The 16,822-nt window shown below is 71.7% G+C and carries 16 protein-coding genes; all 16 read right to left on the bottom strand.

Annotated elements, in window-relative coordinates; all coding sequences use genetic code 11:
• Window positions 1-3 precede the first annotated feature (3 nt).
• The 16 genes from AC2H4J_RS06040 to AC2H4J_RS05965 all read right to left on the bottom strand — a co-directional run bounded on the left by AC2H4J_RS06040 (window position 4) and on the right by AC2H4J_RS05965 (window position 16,820).
• Window positions 4-990, bottom strand: a complete 987-nt coding sequence (locus tag AC2H4J_RS06040) for a sugar phosphate isomerase/epimerase family protein (protein WP_487463943.1) — start codon at window positions 988-990, stop codon at window positions 4-6.
• Entirely contained in the window at window positions 987-1,931 is a 945-nt protein-coding gene (locus tag AC2H4J_RS06035) for a sugar phosphate isomerase/epimerase family protein (protein ID WP_487463942.1), read from the bottom strand. Before AC2H4J_RS06035 ends, AC2H4J_RS06040 begins: the two co-directional genes overlap by 4 nt.
• Window positions 1,928-2,899, bottom strand: coding sequence for a sugar phosphate isomerase/epimerase family protein (locus tag AC2H4J_RS06030; protein ID WP_487463941.1), 972 nt, complete (start codon window positions 2,897-2,899; stop codon window positions 1,928-1,930). Before AC2H4J_RS06030 ends, AC2H4J_RS06035 begins: the two co-directional genes overlap by 4 nt.
• Window positions 2,896-3,858, bottom strand: a complete 963-nt coding sequence (locus tag AC2H4J_RS06025) for a sugar phosphate isomerase/epimerase family protein (protein WP_487463940.1) — start codon at window positions 3,856-3,858, stop codon at window positions 2,896-2,898. The genes AC2H4J_RS06030 and AC2H4J_RS06025 overlap by 4 nt, the downstream gene beginning before the upstream one ends.
• A gap of 173 nt (window positions 3,859-4,031) precedes the next feature.
• Window positions 4,032-5,690, bottom strand: a complete 1,659-nt coding sequence (locus tag AC2H4J_RS06020; RefSeq protein ID WP_487463939.1) for a GH35 family beta-galactosidase — start codon at window positions 5,688-5,690, stop codon at window positions 4,032-4,034.
• Entirely contained in the window at window positions 5,687-5,986 is a 300-nt protein-coding gene (locus AC2H4J_RS06015; RefSeq protein ID WP_487463938.1) for a hypothetical protein, read from the bottom strand. Before AC2H4J_RS06015 ends, AC2H4J_RS06020 begins: the two co-directional genes overlap by 4 nt.
• Window positions 5,983-7,452: a glycoside hydrolase family 43 protein gene (locus AC2H4J_RS06010; RefSeq protein WP_487463937.1), complete on the bottom strand. Its 1,470-nt coding sequence runs from the start codon at window positions 7,450-7,452 to the stop codon at window positions 5,983-5,985. Before AC2H4J_RS06010 ends, AC2H4J_RS06015 begins: the two co-directional genes overlap by 4 nt.
• Window positions 7,449-8,405: an alpha/beta hydrolase gene (locus AC2H4J_RS06005; RefSeq protein ID WP_487463936.1), complete on the bottom strand. Its 957-nt coding sequence runs from the start codon at window positions 8,403-8,405 to the stop codon at window positions 7,449-7,451. Before AC2H4J_RS06005 ends, AC2H4J_RS06010 begins: the two co-directional genes overlap by 4 nt.
• Window positions 8,402-9,709, bottom strand: a complete 1,308-nt coding sequence (locus AC2H4J_RS06000) for a C-glycoside deglycosidase beta subunit domain-containing protein (RefSeq protein ID WP_487463935.1) — start codon at window positions 9,707-9,709, stop codon at window positions 8,402-8,404. The genes AC2H4J_RS06005 and AC2H4J_RS06000 overlap by 4 nt, the downstream gene beginning before the upstream one ends.
• 3 nt (window positions 9,710-9,712) lie before the next feature.
• Complete coding sequence (locus AC2H4J_RS05995; protein ID WP_487463934.1) at window positions 9,713-11,278, bottom strand: GMC oxidoreductase; 1,566 nt, start codon at window positions 11,276-11,278, stop codon at window positions 9,713-9,715.
• Window positions 11,275-12,780 (bottom strand): GMC oxidoreductase, encoded by a 1,506-nt coding sequence (locus tag AC2H4J_RS05990; RefSeq protein WP_487463933.1) that lies wholly within the window; start codon window positions 12,778-12,780, stop codon window positions 11,275-11,277. The genes AC2H4J_RS05995 and AC2H4J_RS05990 overlap by 4 nt, the downstream gene beginning before the upstream one ends.
• Complete coding sequence (locus AC2H4J_RS05985; protein WP_487463932.1) at window positions 12,777-13,793, bottom strand: sugar phosphate isomerase/epimerase family protein; 1,017 nt, start codon at window positions 13,791-13,793, stop codon at window positions 12,777-12,779. The genes AC2H4J_RS05990 and AC2H4J_RS05985 overlap by 4 nt, the downstream gene beginning before the upstream one ends.
• Window positions 13,790-14,200 carry a C-glycoside deglycosidase beta subunit domain-containing protein gene (locus AC2H4J_RS05980; protein WP_487463931.1) on the bottom strand — a complete coding sequence of 137 codons (411 nt, stop codon included), beginning with the start codon at window positions 14,198-14,200 and terminating at the stop codon, window positions 13,790-13,792. Before AC2H4J_RS05980 ends, AC2H4J_RS05985 begins: the two co-directional genes overlap by 4 nt.
• Window positions 14,201-14,216: 16 nt before the next feature.
• Complete coding sequence (locus tag AC2H4J_RS05975; protein WP_487463930.1) at window positions 14,217-15,224, bottom strand: sugar phosphate isomerase/epimerase family protein; 1,008 nt, start codon at window positions 15,222-15,224, stop codon at window positions 14,217-14,219.
• A gap of 9 nt (window positions 15,225-15,233) precedes the next feature.
• On the bottom strand, window positions 15,234-16,409 hold the full coding sequence (locus AC2H4J_RS05970) for a Gfo/Idh/MocA family protein (protein ID WP_487463929.1): 1,176 nt from the start codon (window positions 16,407-16,409) through the stop codon (window positions 15,234-15,236).
• A 24-nt stretch (window positions 16,410-16,433) separates the two neighbouring features.
• Entirely contained in the window at window positions 16,434-16,820 is a 387-nt protein-coding gene (locus AC2H4J_RS05965; RefSeq protein ID WP_487463928.1) for a C-glycoside deglycosidase beta subunit domain-containing protein, read from the bottom strand.
• Between the last annotated feature and the right edge of the window lie 2 nt (window positions 16,821-16,822).

The following is a 16,822-nucleotide window of genomic DNA, read 5'->3' as shown; positions in this document are numbered from 1 at the left end:
GTCCTAGTCGGTGAGGGCGGCCGCGGTCGGCCGCTGGGTGAGGGGGCGCAGCTCGCTCTGGAGCAGGTAGCCGCCCAGCAGGCAGCTGGCGGCGGGGTGCGGGCTCTGGTCGCTCTCGAACACGATCCAGCCGTCGTAGCCCGTGTCGAGGAGCGCCCGGGTGACCGCCGGGAAGTCGACGAGACCCCCCTCGGCACCGGGCTCGGCGAACCAGCGCGGCACCTCCCGCGCTCCCCCGCGCACCCGCACCGTCCAGTGCGCGTGCGGCTGGACGTACTCCTCGTCGGTGTCGACGGCGAGTGCGTCCTTGAACTGCACGTGCCAGACGCGGTCGCCGTACCGCTGGATGACGTCGACCGGGTCGATCCCGCCGGCGGTCAGCTCGCCGGTGTCCAGGGCGAGCCCGACGACCGCGGGATCGGTCCGGTCGAGCAGCGCGGGCACGTGGTCCCGGCGCAGCGCCGAGAGGAAGTCCACGTGCAGGGCGAGCCGGACGCCGTGCTCCACGGTGGCCCGGCCGGCCGCGTCCCAGCAGGCGGCGAGCCGGCCGACGGCGTCGTCGTCCAGCGGGTCGACGTCGCCGGCCCCCGGTACGGGACGCACGAGCAGCACCGACCCGCCGAGCTCGGCCAGGGCCGCCGCGTACTCGGCGGCGCGGGTGGCGATCGCCGGGTGGTCGCCGGCCGACAACGGGGACATCGGTCCGGTCAGGTGCTCCATGGAGCGCTCGGCCGGGTCCCAGTACCAACTGCTGACGGTGTCGACCGCGCACTCGCCGAGGAACTCGCGGAAGCCGGCGAGCGAACCGAAGTTGGCGACCAGCTGCACCGGGTTGCCCAGCGGCTCCCACCGGCCGGTGCCGGCGGTCAGCTCGACGCCCTCGAAGCCGGCGATCGAGATCGTCTTGAGCGCGCGCTCGTGCTGCTCGCGGCGGACGAAGTCGTCGAACTGCGGCTTCCACTGGTTGATGGCGTACGCGAAGCGGATCACTTGTAGATCTCCTCGAGGACGTTCTTCGCGTACCAGCGCGAGATGGCGGTGCTCTCCGAGTAGTCGCCGCCCTGCTTGTTCGCCTTGTCGTGCTCGACGGAGATCCAGCCGCGGTACCCGTTGTCCCGGACCGCGGTCATCATCGCCTCGAAGTCGACCAGCCCGTCGGGCGTGCCCATCTCGTAGAACCACTTGCCGGTGGTCGGCGCCATGATCTCGGAGTCGGGCCGGTGGCGGTGGTCGTCGCCGGTGGCCACGTTCCGGGTGTCCTTGAAGTGGAACCCGGTCACCCGGCCCGCGTGCCGGTTGTACAGCGCGACGGGGTCGAGGCCCGCGATGCAGTGCTGGGCGGTGTCGACGAACAGGTTCACGTACTGCGGGTCGGTGTAGCCGTAGAACGTGTCGATGTCGGCCTCGCTCTGGATGCCGCAGAAGAACTCGTGGTGGCAGGTGAGCTTCACCCCGAAGCCGGCCGTGATCTCACCGACCTTGTTCCAGCACTCCGCGGTGTACTTGAGCTTGTCGTCGGTGATCGGCTCCATGTCGTAGTAGAGCGTCGCCGGCATCACGATGATGTTGTCGAGCTGGATCTCCGACCAGCGGCCCATCGTGACGCGGAAGTCCTCGAAGATGTTCTCGTGCGTCTCGGGCAGGTGGGGCGCGTAGTTGCGCAGGTCGTAGTCGGCGGCGTGGAACGTGTTGACGATCCGGTCCAGGCCGTGGTCCTGCACCATCTCCTGGTACTTGGCCGGGCCGCCGTAGTCGCCGTACATCTGCCAGATGCGGAAGTCGAACGTGTCGATCGCGTCGAACCCGGTCGCCTTGATCTGCTTGAGGAAGGCCGACATCGTCTTCCGCGAGTGCCACTGGTCGATCGGGCCGGCCGGGCCGTCGCTGCGCCAGTGGTCCATGTACGACCACTTGATGTTCGGCCCGCTCATTTCGCGATCGCCAGTTCGTGCTGCAGGTACCAGCTGTTGAGCATGGCGAGTTCTGCCGGGTTGCCGCCGTGGTCGCTCTCGACGACGACCCAGCCGGCGTAGTCGTTCTCCCGGAGTGCACTGACGAAGCCGGGCACGTCGACGAGGCCGCCCTCGGTGCCGAGCTCGTAGAACCAGCGCTCGATCCGCCGCCCCGCGCCGCCCTTGAGCATGGTCGCCTCGGCACCGGGCATCCGGTACTCCTCGCCGGTGTCGGCGTAGCGCGTGTCCTTGAGGTGCACGTGGGTGACCCGCTCGGAGTTCTCCCGGTAGAAGGCCACCGGGTCGATGCCGCCGACCGTCAGCTCGGCGGTGTCGAGCGCGAACCCGACGGTGGCCGGGTCGGTCGCGTCGAGCAGACCGATCAGTTCGGCCTCCGTGTGCACGGCGCCGAGGCAGTCGTAGTGCAGCGCGAGGCCCACGCCCGCTGCCGCGGCGCGCTCACCGATGCGGTTCCACACGTCGCCGATGCGCTTGATGCCGTCGTCGTCCAGCGGTGGCGTCATCCAGGCCGAGCCGACCGGCCGGACGACGAGCTGCTCGGCACCGACGCCGGCGACGAAGTCGACGAACGGCTTCGACCACTCGACGATCGCGTCGGAGTCGGCCGGGTTCGCCGTCGACCGGAAGGCGTAGCCCTCTTCCTCCTCCGTCGGCGCCTGCGGGTCCCAGAACATGCTGGAGACGCGCTGCACCTTCGCCTTGCGCAGGAATTCGAGGAAGCCCTGGTGCGAGCCGTGGTTGAGCAGGATGACCTCGGGCCGGCTGATGTTGTCCCAGCGGCCGGTGCCCGACGCGAGCTCGATCGTGTCGAAGCCGCAGGCCGAGACCGTCTTCAGTGCCCGCTGCTGGTCCTCGTGCCGGACGAAGACATCGAGCCGGACGTTCCACTGGTTCAGCGCGTACGCCCAGCGCAGGGAGTCCTTCACCGTGCCACCCCCAGCTCCGCCTCGGCCTGCGCCTCGGTGAGGACGTTGTCGATGTACCACTTGGCGACGGCGGTGGCCTCCGCGTAGCTGCCGCCCCCGAGCTCGGCCTTGTCGTGCTCCACGGTCAGCCAGCCGTCGTAGCCCGAGCGGACGATCTCCTTCATCAGCGCCGGGAAGTCGACGAGGCCGCCCTCGCCCATCTCGTAGAACCAGCGGGTCACCTGCGGCGCCATCAGCTCCGGGTCCGGCGGCGTCCGGTAGGCCTCGTGCTCGTCGACGTTCTTCGTGTCCTTGAAGTGGAAGCCGGTGCAGCGGTCGGAGTAGTCGCGGAACATCTGCACCGGGTCAACGCCGGCGATGGTGTGCTGCGCGGTGTCGCAGAAGAAGTAGACGTACTCGGGATCGGTGTAGCGGAAGAACGTGTCGAGCTGCTCCCGGGTGCGGATCGCGCCCCAGAACTCGAAGTGGCACGTCGTCTTCATGCCCTGTTCGAGCGTGAGCCTGCCGACCCGGTTCCAGAGGTCGGCGACGACCTTGATGATGTCGTCGGTGACCGGCTCGGTCTGGTAGTAGGTCGACGTCGGCATGACGATGAAGTTCTCGACGCCGGTCAGGCCCTCGCACATGCGCAGGGTGTTGGCGCAGTCGGCGACGATCCGGTCATGGGTCTCCCGCACGTGCGGCGCGGTGTACTTCGTCGCCGACGGATAAGCGGAGAAGATCCCGGTGATCTTGTCGAACCCGTTGTCCTGCAGGTACCGCTCGAAACCCGGCACGCCGCCGTACATCCCGGCGTAGAACGGCAGGTAGAAGAAGAAGGTGTCGAAGCCCGTGAACCCCAGGGCCGACAGCTGCTTGATGTACCGGTCCATGTAGGCGCGGTTGAACGACGGGGGCTGCGGCCCCTGCGGCGTCTCGGTCACCCAGTGGTCCATGTACGACCACTTGCTCCACACCACGGTGGATCCCTTCTCCGGCAGAGAACCGGAGGTCCGCGGACCTCCGGCGGCGGTGCAGATGACCGCCTGGGGCACGAGCCCTGGTCGAGCGAAGGTTTTTGCAGCTTATCAGCAGAAATCATTCTGCTGTGGCCCAGGCCACTGAGGCCAGCGCGTTGTGCTGATGCACTCCATCAGTTCGGCTGATGAACCTCCGAGGGGATCGAGAGCAGCCGGATGCGGACGGCGGCGAGGCCGTCGAAGGGAAGGACGAACAGCCGCTCGTCGCCGTTGAGCGCGCGTCCCGCCACCCACCGACCGTCCACGAATCGGCCCTCCTCGACGGAGTCGACCTCGACCAGCGCGCCATCCCGCGAGAAGTCGAGCCCGACGCCCTGCCCGACGAGGAGGAACTGGTCCTCGCCCTCGGCGATCAGGATGCCGAACGGCCGCTGGTCGGCCGGCGACGGGCCGTGCGGACTGCCGTCGGTCTCGCTGGGCGGCGATGGCGGGGGCGGCGGCGCACCGACGCCGGCGTCGAGCAGCATCCGGCCCAGCAGCGCACGGGCGTCGCGGGCGACGACCTCGTAGCCGCCCAGGGAGAAGGCGAATTCGGCCTCCCCCTCGTCCAGCAGCACGCCGGCGATGCGCTGCCCGGCCTGCGCGGCTGTGACGACGTCCTCCATCTCGCCGAGGAGCGCGCACGCGCGGCCGAGCTGGCCGTCGGCAGTCGCGTGATCGACCCCGAACACCGAGAACCCCAGCGCCCGGTGGTGCCCGAGCGCCCAGAACATCCGGCCGACGGCGAACCGCGACTCGGGGACGAACAGCGGGTTGTCCGGCCGGTCGTAGTCGCGCAGCACGGGCTTCACGTCGTCGACGTAGATGTCCGGTGCGACGAGGTCCAGGGACGGCGCCGCGGCCTTCCAGACGTCGATCACCCGGCCGACCGGGCCGCCGCTCGGATAGTCCCCGGCGTGCGGCTGGCCCGGCTGCGGCCCGAGCCAGGCGTTGGCGTACATCGGCAGCGCCTTGACCGCCTTGCCCGCGGCCGCGAGCGCCCCGCAATAGCCGGCGAACCCCCAGGCCATGAACACCTCGTCGGCCTGCCAGTCGTCGCCGAACACCTCCGCCCACGTGCCCGACGTCCGGTTCCCCTGCCGGGCCCAGAGCGCCGACAGCTCGGGCCGAAGCTCGGTCTCGTGGCCCGTCAGATGATCCAGGAGCGCGCGCGGCACGGGCGCCCGCCAGGCCGCCTCGGCCAGGGGCGACCGGTCGCGGCTGTCGCGCAGCAGGCCCACCTCGTTCTCCACCTGCACCATCACGACGGCGTGCTCCGGATCGGCCTCGGCCAGGTGCTCCATGAACCGCACGAACGCCCGGCGGTCGGCGTCGAGGAGGTCCGCCGAGAACACGCTGAGCACCGGCTTCGGCATCGCGCCGGGATAGGTGAACAGGCCCGTGTCGCTACCCGACACGACCGCGCGGGGGAAGCGCTCCGGGTTCCCACGCACCCATCCCGGGGCGTAGGTGGACCCGGCGTTCTTGAACGCGCCGAACCAGATGAGCACGAGGCGCATGCCGCGGGTGCGCGCCGCCTCGATCTGCGCGTCGACCGTGCTGAAGTCGAACTCGCCCTCCACCGGCTCGACCTGCGCCCAGCTGGCGGCGCCGATCACCGTGCGGATGCCCATGCCCGCCAGCCGGTCCCAGATCGGCTCCATGTGCGCCGGGCTCGACGGGCTCGAGTTGTGCAGCTGTCCGCCCAGCAGGAGCGACGGCAGCCCCTCGATGAGCAGTTGTGCACCCGTCGCACTCGTGCGCAGCGTCGGAAGTGACCGGTCCCCGCTCACGGCGTCGATTCCTCGACGGCGCCGCGGATCCGGGCCACGGCGTCGTCGACGAGGTCGACGCCCAGCGCGTCGGCGAGCGCCGTCAGGTAGACCAGGCAGTCCGCCAGCTCGTCCCGGAGCTCGGCCGTGACGGTGTCCGGCCCCGGCTCGGCCTCCCACTGGACGAGCGAGGCGACGGCGCCGACCCGTCCGGTCAGCGCGAGGAGCAGGCTGCGGGGGGTCTGCAGCGGTGCCCACCCGTGGAGTTCGGTGAGCTCGGTGAAGGCGCTCCGCAGGTCGTGGAGGTCGGCCGTCACGCCAGGGCCGCCGGGTCGTCGGCTCCGGTGTACTCGAACGACCGCACCAGGACGGCGCCGCTGGAGCACGTCACGCCGAGCATGCGGCCGGTCATGCCCCCGGCCACCTCGGTGGAGAGGTACCGGCCGTCGACGCGGCCGAGCTCGGTGAAGGCGTCGTCCCGGACCATCCCGGCGGCCACGATGTCCGGTCCCCGGCCGAGGAAGGGGTTACCCGACTCGTCCGGGAGCAGCCGGATCTCGAGCTCGCCGTCGGCCGGCAGGTCGGCCTCGCCCAGCACGTGCCGGACGGCGCCGACGGCCCACACGGCCTGCACGCGGCCGTCGGCGACCTCGAGTTCCACCGCGTGCGTGGGGTCGATCCGCACCGAGAGGCCCCCGCTGCCCTGGACATCGAGCCGCGCGCGCACTCGGGCGTGCAGGTGCTCCTGCCGGCGGCCCACGAACACCGGCTCGCCGTCGCCGGCCACCCGCACGGCGCCGTCGCCGGCCGTCACGAACTCCGTCGGGAACCGCGACTCCCCGACCCACGAGATCGGCAGCTCGTCGCCGGCCAGAGCTTCGCGGACCACCGCATCGGCGGCGGCCGCGGGCTCGACGTGCCCGGTGAGCACCGGCCAGCCGTCCTCCCAGACGACCTCGTCGGCGAACGTCTCGCGGCCCAGCACGTGCCACTCCGGGCTGGAGCCCCGGGCGCGGACGCCGTGGTAGACGATCGCCCACGTGCCGTCGGGCCGCTCCACGAGGTCGGCGTGACCGGTGTTCTGCACCGGCTCGTCGGTGCCGCGGTGGGTGATCAGCGGATTGCGCGGGTTGCTCTCGAACGGACCCTGCGGGGACCGCGACCGGGCGATCGTCACCGCGTGGCCGCGCTCGGTCCCGCCCTCGGCGATGAGGAGGTAGTACCAGTCGCCGATCCGGTAGAGGTGCGGCCCCTCGGGGAACTTGCCGCCGGTGCCGGTCCAGAGCCCGATGCGCTCGGCCAGCACCTCGCCGGTCAGCGGGTCGATGGGCGACTGGACGATGCCCTCGCCACCCTCGGGGCCGAAGCCGGCGTAGCTCATCAGGCAGGTGCCGTGGTCGTCCCACGCGAGGTCCGGGTCGATGCCCATCGCCGACGGGATGCGCACCGGCTCCGACCAGGGGCCGGCAGCGTCGTCGGCATGCACGAGGAGCTGGCCGCCGTCGTCGGCCCAGTTCGTGGTGATCATCCAGAACCGGCCGTCGTGGTGGCGCAGCGTGGGGGCGAAGATCCCGCCGGAGGGGCCGGCCTTCGAGACGTCGAGCTGCGAGGGGCGGTCGAGGGCGTGGCCGATCAGCTCCCACGAGCGCAGGTCACTGGACCGGAAGATCGGCACGCCGGGCGCGTACTCGAAGCTCGACGTCGCCAGGTAGTAGGTGTCGCCGACCCGGCAGATGCTGGGGTCGGGGTGGAAGCCGGGGAGAACCGGCCGCTGCACGGTCACGCGAAGCCCTTCACGGTGGTGGCGATCAGGTCGAGGCACTGGCCGACCGGCTCGAGGTCGGCCGGCTGGTTGAGGAAGCCGTGCAGGAGGCCCCGCACGGTCACCTGCCGGACGTCGACACCGGCGACGGCCAGCGCCGCGGTGAAGGCCTCGCCGGACGCACGGAGGCCGTCGTACTCGGCGTTGAGCACCAGCACCGGGCAGAGGCCCTCCAGCACGGCCAGCGCCGGCATCGCGTACCCGTCGGCGGACGACAGCGGGCCGCCGAGGTAGTTGACGGTCAGGAAGTCGTCGCGCGGGCCCGCCTTCGGCGCGAGGATCGCCGGCAGTTCCGCGAGGGCCGTGGACACCGCCGGCGAGGGCGGCGGGACGACGGGGTGCGCGACGCCGTAGACGAACAGCAGGGTCTGGGGCAGCCAGCCGTCCCGGTCGCGCAGCTTGAGGACGGCGCCCGCCGTCAGGTTCGCGCCGGCACTGGCGCCGCCGATCGAGATGCGGGCGGCGTCGATCCCGAGGTCGGCGGCGTTGTCGCGCACCCAGCAGACGGCGGCGACCGTGTCGTCGTGCGGCACGGGGTAGCTGACCCCGTCCACGGCGAGCCGGTAGTCGACGCTCACGACGACGGCGCCGGCGCGGACGCACACCTCGCGGGCGGTCCAGTCGGCCTCGCGCATGTCGAGGTCACCGCCGAGGAAGCCGCCGCCGTGTGCCCAGATCAGGCACGGCCGCGCCGTCCGCTCCCCCGCCGGCGGCTCGTACACGCGCACCGGCACGGGCCCGTGCGGGCCGGGCGCGACGTCGTCCCGGACCTCGACGACCGGCGGGGCTTCCTCCGGCTCCCACGACTCGTAGGCCCGGATCTGCGCGAGCCCCTCCGGCGTGCCGTAGGCCTCGCGCATCGAGGTGATGCCGTCGAGCATCGGGAACCGGGCCGCCACGGCGGGATGGATCACCGCGAGCCCGTCTGCAGCGACCGGATCAGGGCGTGCTGACGGCGCACCTGGTCGCGCCCGCGGTACGGCTCGCGCCGTCCCTCGTACTCGCTGGACAGGTAGCCCGACCACCCGTTCTCCAGCAGCGTCGGGACGATCTGCGCCCACGGCACGTGCAGGTCGTGCAGGTCGTCGTCGATCTCGACGAACTTCGCCTGGATGAAGTGCGTGTACGGCAGCACCTCCACGAAGTCGGACATCGGCACGCCGAGCGGCCGCAGGTGCGGCGGGATCTCCTCCCCGTCGCCCTCGATCTCCTCCGAGACCTCGAGGATCGGCTCGGTGTTGAAGATGCCGGTGTCGATCAGCAGCTTGAAGTGGTCGGTGCCGCTCTTCTCGATGAAGTCGATGTAGCCCTGGGTGACCGGGTGCTTGATCGGCGTCGGCGTGTGGATCTCCGGGCAGATGACGACGTCCAACTGTGCGGCGAGGTCCAGCGAGCGCTCGATCGTCTCCTGCCAGATCGGGTGCGGGTCCAGGTCCCAGGAGGTGACGCCGAACTTCGGCCGCACCGAGGTGAAGCCGAGCTCCTTGGCCAGCCGCAGGTCGAGCTGCAGCTGCTCGGCGCCCTCCTCGGCGGTCAGGTCGCGGTCGTGCCACCGGGTGGTGTCGACCCAGGAGCCGAAGTTCGTGGGCGTCAGGCCGTACTTCTGCACCAGCCCGTGCCAGTGGTCGATCCAGGCCGCATCGGGCGAGGGGTAGTCCGGGAGGTTGCCCTCGCCGAGGATCTCGATGCCGGTGGCGCCGAGGTCGGCGATCTCGGCGAACACGTCCTCGAGCGTCATCGTCGTGTTGACGTCGCCGGTGTAGCTGTAGGTGGAGACGCCGTACTTGATCGGGCCCTCGGGCGCCGGCGGCACGATCACGGGCTTGGCCGCGGCGCGGAAGTGCGTGCGGGCGATCAGCGGCGGGATGTAGGACCGGCGCAGGAAGATCGTGACCTCGAGGGAGTGCACGCCCGTCGAGAGGCCACCGGGCTTGGGCACGGTGATGGTCGCGGCCTCGTCGAGGTTCCAGCGGACGTCGGTGGACGCGCGCATCTCGTCGAGGGTCATCGTGCGGCCCTGCAGGGTCCACAGCGGCACGTGGTCGGGGATCCGTTCCCCGTCGATCACGACCTCGACACCGTCGAGCATGCTGGCCGGGCCGCCGCGGTAGTTGGGGTTGCGCAGCCGGAACGAGAAGCCGGTGAACTCTCCGGTCAGGCTGCCGTCCTCGACGACGTTGCGGAAGCCCTGGCCCTGGATGGCGGGGAACTCGAGCATCTCTTACTTCCCTTCGGTGGCCGTGGCGAGCACGGCGTTCGTACCGGCGGCCAACCGCGCGGCGATGTCGCGTGCCCCGCCGACGGCGAGAGCCACCGACGTGAGCGTGGGGTTGCAGGCGATCGGTGTCGGGATGACGTTGTTGCCGGCGACGTACAGCCCGGCCACCCCCCAGACCTCGCTGTTCGGTCCGCAGACCGACGTGCCGTCGTCCGTGGCTCCCATCCGGGTGGAGCCCTGGTAGTGCAGGGAGGCGCCGCCGGCCAGCATCAGCGGCGCGTCGCCGATGAACTCGCCGAGCGACCGCGCCGCGCGCAGGATCGCCTCGCGCGCGTCGGCCAGCGTCCGGTGGTCGCGCTCGGTGAGCCGGTAGTGGATCCGCGGCTTCGGCATCCCGTAGTCGTCGGTCTCGTCGTCGGAGAACTCGACGCGGTCGCTCTCCTGCAGGTCCTTGCCGGTGAACCAGCCGAGCCCGACGATGCTGCCCGGCGCCGGCACGTCGTCGCCGACCAGCGGGATGGGCGACGCGTCGAGCTGCATCACCTGGCCGTGGAACGGGTGTTCGTCGGTGTAGGGCACCCACTGCACGCCGCTCTGCTCGGTGATCGCCGTGTCGCCGCGGGGGTCGTGCTCCTCCACCGCGGGGTGCTCGATGTCGCGCAGCCGGACGGCGAACACCATCTGCGGCTGGTCGTTGAGGTAGCGGCCCAGCGCCGGCGGCCGGACGCCGGAGGCGAACAGCACCTGCGGCGTCCGCAGCGCGTCGGCGGCGACGACGACGTAGCGGGCGCGCACCTCGTGCTCGCTGCCGTCGGTCAGGTCGCGGACGACGACGCCGACCGCCCGGCCGTCCTCGACCAGCACCCGGCGAACCGGTGCCTCCGCGAACAGCGTGAAGTTCGGGTTCGAGCGCGTGACATCGCCGAAGACGATGTCCGGCCCGCTCCAGACCAGGGCGCCGTCGTCCCGCCGGTGCACCGCCAGCGGCATGGCCCGCACCCGGCGCTCCTCCGGCCGGCCGGCGTCGAACTCGGCGGCCAGCCGGTCGCGGACGACGTCGGCGAACGGCGCGTCGTCGAACGGGTGCCGGTCGACGGCGAGCACCCGCTCTGCCTCGTCGAGCAGCTCGTCCAACTCGGGCAGGAAGGCGATCCGCTCGGCGTCGCCGGGCCGCGGGCAGGCGCAGGTCCAGTGCGCACCCATCCCGCCGACGTTGGTCGACATGGCGATCGCCGGGATGCCGTCCTCCCCCGGCTCCTGGTAGCCCTCGGGCAGCAGGTGGGTGCCGGGGCGCACGACCCGCTTCGTCGGGTCGGCGTAGACGACCTCGTCCTTGCTGGCGGTGTGCGGCCGGACGCCCTCCGACCGGCGCTGGGCCGCGAGTCGCTCGTCGAGGTCGGCGATGTTCTTCACGTGCATGCCCGGCGGGTCGGTGAGGACCGGGCCGGCCTCGAACTGCGCGATCGTCGCGCCCGGCGCCTGTTCGCTGAGGATCCGCGCGTACGCGGCGCCGGTCGGCCCGCTGCCGACGATGGCGACGTCGACGTCGGTCGGGAAGGTGCGGGTCATCGGTTCTCCGCCAGGTCGGCAGCGAGCGCCCGCGCGCCGCGGACGGCGAGGGCGACGCTGGTGAGGGTGGGGTTGCAGCTGTTCGCGGTCGGGATGAGGCCGTTGCCGGCGAGCACCAGCCCGGGGACGCCCCAGACCCGCGAGTCCGGGTCGCACACGCTCGTGCCGTCGTCCGCCGGCCCCATCCGGAACGTGCCCATGTAGTGCAGCGACGTGCCAGGCGGCATGAGCCGCGGCATGTTCTCCACGAACTCGCCGAGCACGCCCGCCGCGCGGGCCTGGTACTTCTTCGCCTGGTCGATCTCGGCGTGCTCGCGCTCGGTGAGGTCGTAGGAGACGACGATCCCGGGCAGGCCGTTCTCGTCGGGCGTGCTCTCGTCGAAGGTCAGCCGGTCCTCGGACCGGGGGAACTTGCGCACCCCGTAGCCGACCATCGCGTATCCGGCCGGGTTGTCCCGGTGCGGGCTGCCCTCGGGCAGCGGGACAGGGCAGACGGGTGAGTACATGAGCTGCGCGTGGAACGGGTGGTTCTCGCCGAAGACCACGGAGACGACGCCGCGGATCGGGTCGGTCTGCAGCCGGCTGTCCCGGTCCGGTGGGGGCAGCACGCCCTCGCGGACGGCGACGATGCCGAAGATCAGCGGGTGCTCGGTCAGGTAGCGGCCCAGCGCCTCGGGGCGGATGCCCGACGCCCACAGCAGCTGCGGCGTGCCGAAGGCGTTCGCCGCGACCACGACGGCGTCGGCGCGGACCTCCTCCTCCGTACCGGTGCGCTGGTCGCGCAGCACGGCGCCGACCACTCGGTCGCCCTCCCGGAGCAGCCGGACGGCGAGCGTCTCGGGGCGCAGCTCGAACCGGTCGCCATGCGCTCCCTCGGCCAGCGGGCCGAGGACGACGTCCGTGCCGCCCCACCGCAGGGTCCCGTCGGGGCGCGGGTCGGCCGCCACCGGCAGCGGGCGCACGGTGAGCCCGTCGGCGGCGAACTCCGCACCGACGCGCTCCATGATCGCGGCCGCCTGCGGCGAGTCCCCGAAGGCGCTGCTGGTGACGTGCAGCAGCGCCGACGCCTCGTCGAGCAGCGCGTCGAGGTCGGTCAGGAAGTCGATCCGCTCAGTGCCCTCCGGGCGCGGGGTGGCGCAGGTCCAGTGCACGCCCTGACCGCCGACGCAGGCGGACACGGCGGCGGCGGGCAGGCCGCCGGAGCCCTCGGCCGGCCGGCCGACGAGATAGGTGCCGAAGCGGGCGGTGACCGTCCCCTCCGCGGCGGTGCCACCGGGGAGCCCCGCCGTCCCCGCGGAGTGCTCGCCTCGGCCCTGGGACGTCTCCCGGGCACGGCTCTGCTCGGCCGGGTCGTCGATGTTCTTGGCGTTCATGCCGGGCGGGGTCGAGACGACCGGGCCGGCCTCCACCATCAGGACCGACACGTCGGGGCTCTGCTCGAGCAGCCGGCGGGCGTAGGTGGCGCCCGTCGGACCGCTGCCGACGATCAGCACCCGGCTCACCGGGCACCCGCCAGCTGGGCCTCCAGCAGGCCCTTGAGCATGTCGTGCTGGGCGCTGATCTGGTCGAAGGCGTTCCAGCGGTCGCTGTACGCGTGCGCCTCGTACTCGCTGGAGATGAATCCGTCGTAGCCCTGCTCCACCAGCACCCGGGCCACGGCGGGCCAGTCGATGGACGGGTCGGCCCCGTCGACGATCCCGTAGAACTTGCCGTGCACGTGCACGACGTGCGGGAAGAAGTCGGCCCACCGCTGCGGGTCCATCTTCCCGTGCATGGTGAAGAGCATCTTCAGGTTGCCGACCTGGGGCGGGGTCGCGCCGGCCTCGGCCGCGCGGCGCTCCAGCTCGGGGAACTTCGCCATGGTCGGGCCGTCCTCGGCCCACAGCGCCTTCGTGAGCGCGGTGAGCTCCGGGGAGATGCCGGCCGCCCGGTGGGCGTCGTCCACCGCGTCCGGGATCGCCCGCATGCTCGAGCTCATGTCGGGGATGAAGCCCAGCCACGGCGTGTCCAGCCGGGTGAAGAGCTCCTTGAGCGCGGCGACCGGCGGCGCCTCGATGGTCAGCGGTGCGTGGATCTCGACGCCGACCTTCACCCCGAGCTCCTCCGCCAGGGGCAGCAGCCGTTCGAGGATCGCCGGCGACGTCTCCACGCCGACGCGGGTGACCGGGAAGCCGAGCGCCGCGGCGCCGCGGACCTGCACGGCGACGTACTCGTAGGACTCGTCGTCGCTCAGCAGGCGGCCCGGGTACAGACCGAGGTCGTTGTTGATCGCCAGGCAGGAGGGCGTGAGCCCCGAGGCCTCGACCACGCCGCGGACCTCGCGGACCTGCTCGTCGGTCGGTCGCGGCCAGCCGCGCAGGCTCTGGAAGGCGACCATCTCCAGCCCCGGCCCGAGGTCGCGCGCGGCGACCTCGTTCACCAGGGACGCGAAGTCGCGCCCGGGCTTGCGCTGCTCCAGCGACAGGCTGAACAGAGTGGTACCCAGCCGCGGCAGCCCGGGCGCGGTGTCGGTCACGATGAGGCTCCCGCCGCGGTGAGGGTCTTGTCGGTCGCACTCGGCGCCACCAGCGGCACCCGGTCCGGCCCGGTGAGGATGTAGGGGATCGACAGCCCCAGCAGCAGCTGGACGCGGTGCTGGCGGCCGGGGGCGGTCTCCACCGGCACGTGCAGCACGGCCGGATCGGTCGTGAACCAGTACTCGTCGCCCTTCTCGGCCAGCGCCTCGAAGGGGTAGCGGTTCCCGTTCACCGTCACCGACAGCACGGCGGGATCCACCGGCCGGCCGTCGACGGTGAGGTCGACGCGCTTCAGCGAGGGCAACGGCAGGGCCCGGTACCAGTGGGTGTAGATCGCGATGTCCAGGCCGTCGGCGGTCGCGGTGAGCGAGTCCTCGCGCACGACCTGGTCGTCGAGGGGTCCCATCGGTTCCTGCTCTCTTTCAGTTGCCGCTGGCGAACGCGGCGTCGAAAGCGGCGGCCGGCGGGTCGAATGCGAGTCGGCGGACGAAGGCGAGGGCTTCAGGAGCGCCAACGAGGCGGTCCATGCCGGCGTCCTCCCACTCCACGGAGATCGGCCCGTCGTAGCCGATGGTGTTGAGCATCCGGAAGCAGGCCTCCCACGGGACGTCCCCGTGACCGGTGGAGACGAAGTCCCAGCCGCGCCGCGGGTCGGCCCAGGGCAGGTGCGACCCCATCCGGCCGTTGCGGCCGTTGCCCACCTGCTTCTTCGCGTCCTTGCAGTCGACGTGGTAGATCCGGTCCTTGAAGTCCCAGAGAAAGCTGACCGGGTCGAGGTCCTGCCAGACGAAGTGCGAGGGGTCCCAGTTGAGGCCGAACGCCTCGCGGTGCCCGATCGCCTCCAGCGTGCGGACCGTCGTCCAGTAGTCATAGGCGATCTCGGACGGGTGCACCTCGTGCGCGAACTTCACGCCGACCTCGTCGAAGACGTCCAGGATGGGGTTCCAGCGGGCGGCGAAGTCGGCGTAGCCGTCCTCGATCATGGCCTCGGAAGCCGGGGGGAACATGGCCACGGTCTTCCAGATCTTGGAGCCGGTGAATCCGACGACGACGCCGACGCCGAGGTTGCGCGCCGCCCGCGCGGTCAGCTTCATCTCCTCAGCCGCCCGCTGCCGCACGCCCTCGGGCTCGCCGTCGCCCCACACGCGGGGGTTGACGATGCCCTTGTGCCGCTCGTCGATCGGGTCGTCGCAGACGGCCTGGCCGTTGAGGTGGTTGGAGATCGCGAACAGCTGCAGGTCGTGCCTCTTCAGCAGCTCGAGCCGCTCCTGCACGTACGAGTCGTCGTTGGCGGCGCGCTCGACGTCGAGGTGGTCGCCCCAGCAGGCGATCTCGAGTCCGTCGTAGCCCCACCCGGAGGCGAGACGGCACATCTCCTCGAACGGCAGGTCGGCCCACTGGCCGGTGAACAGGGTGACGGGACGGGGCATCGGTGCTCCTCAGATCTCGGTGAAGGCGGAGTTGTTCGCGGAGCTGCGCTCGACGGCGTCGAGCACGCGCTGCACCCGGAGCCCGTCGGCGAAAGACGGGGTGGGGTCCTCGTCCTTGGCGATGGCGGTGAGCAGGTCGACGACCTGGTGGGTGAAACCGTGCTCGTACCCGAGGCCGTGGCCGGCGGGCCACCAGGCGGCTACGTAGGGGTGCTCGGGCTCGGTGACCAGGATCCGCCGGAAGCCGGCAGTGGCGGCCGGGTCGTTGCCGTCGAAGAAGTGCAGGACGTTCATGTCCTCGAAGTCGAACGCGAGGCTGCCGGCGGACCCGTTGATCTCGACGCGGATCGCGTTCTTGCGCCCCAGGGCGAACCGGGTGGCCTCGAAGGTTGCCAGGGCGCCCCCGCTGAACCGGCCCGTGAACAATGCGGCGTCGTCGACGGTCACCCGCCCCGTCCCCTCCCCCGCGGTGCCCGACAGCGACCCGGCCTCGGCCGGCAGCGGCCGTTCGGTCACGAAGGTCTCGAGCATCCCGCTGACCCCGGTCAGCAGCTGGCCGGTGATGTGCTGGGTGAGGTCGACGATGTGCGCCCCGATGTCCCCGAGCGCACCCGAGCCGGCCTTCTCCTTCTCCAGCCGCCACGACATCGGCGCGGCCGGGTCGGCGATCCAGTCCTGCAGGTACTGCGCCCGGACGTGCCGGATGTCGCCCAACCGCCCCTCGGCCACGAGCTGCCGCGCCAGGCCGATCGCGGGCACCCGGCGGTAGGTGAAGCCGACCATCGAGCGCACGCCCTTCCTGGCAGCCCGGGCGGCGGCCTCGGCCATCGCCTCCGCCTCGGCGACCGTGTTGGCCAGCGGCTTCTCGCACAGGACGTGCTTGCCCGCCTCGAGGGCGGCGACGGCGATCTCGGCGTGGGTGTCCCCGGGTGTGCAGACGTCGACCAGTGCGACGTCGTCCCGCTCGATGACGCGCCGCCAGTCGGTCTCGGTGGACGCCCAGCCGAGCGTGCCGGCGGCGGCAGCGACCGCGGCCGCGTTGCGCCCGGCGAGCACGGTGAGCTCCGGCCGCAGCGGCAAGTCGAAGAAGTGGGGGGCGGTGCGCCAGGCCTGCGAGTGCGCCGCGCCCATGAAGGCGTAGCCGATGAGGCCGATCCCGATGCCGGGACGGTCGGGGGATGTCATGAGGGTTCCCGTCGAGTTCGAAATTCAGGCGGCCAGCGTCAGGCGCTTGCGGTCCCGGCCACCGCCGGGCACGGGCATGTACGAGATGCGCAGTCGCACCGAGACGGCGACGTCGTGCTCGCCCGGTGCCAGCGGCTCGTCGGTCTCGAAGGCGAGCTGCGCCCGCTCTCCCATCTCCCACCGGTCGTCGACGGTGTGCGGCAGCTGGTCGAACGTGTAGGTGTTGCCGTGCACGGTGAACGTCGTGCGGGGCGGCGGCACCGGCTGCCCGTCCAGCGTCAGGTCGACGGCCTCCACCATCGACAGCGTCAGGCCGCGGTAGTAGGGCATGCGCACCTCGACGATCCCGCCGGTCACGCCGTCCTCGCGGGCCCGGAAGCCCTCCTCGCAGACGATGTACTGGTCGTACACGA

Source organism: Blastococcus sp. OS1-29, assembly GCF_057628075.1.
This window is presented reverse-complemented; position numbering and strand designations above follow the sequence as displayed.

Bases quoted from the DNA above. Each gene is read 5' to 3' on its own strand.
- AC2H4J_RS05975 (WP_487463930.1), bottom strand. From the start codon at position 15,224: ATGCCCCGTCCCGTCACCCTGTTCACCGGCCAGTGGGCCGACCTGCCG.
- AC2H4J_RS05995 (WP_487463934.1), bottom strand. From the start codon at position 11,278: ATGACCCGCACCTTCCCGACCGACGTCGACGTCGCCATCGTCGGCAGC.
- AC2H4J_RS06000 (WP_487463935.1), bottom strand. From the start codon at position 9,709: ATGCTCGAGTTCCCCGCCATCCAGGGCCAGGGCTTCCGCAACGTCGTC.
- AC2H4J_RS06035 (WP_487463942.1), bottom strand. From the start codon at position 1,931: ATGAGCGGGCCGAACATCAAGTGGTCGTACATGGACCACTGGCGCAGC.
- AC2H4J_RS05980 (WP_487463931.1), bottom strand. From the start codon at position 14,200: ATGGGACCCCTCGACGACCAGGTCGTGCGCGAGGACTCGCTCACCGCG.
- AC2H4J_RS05970 (WP_487463929.1), bottom strand. From the start codon at position 16,409: ATGACATCCCCCGACCGTCCCGGCATCGGGATCGGCCTCATCGGCTAC.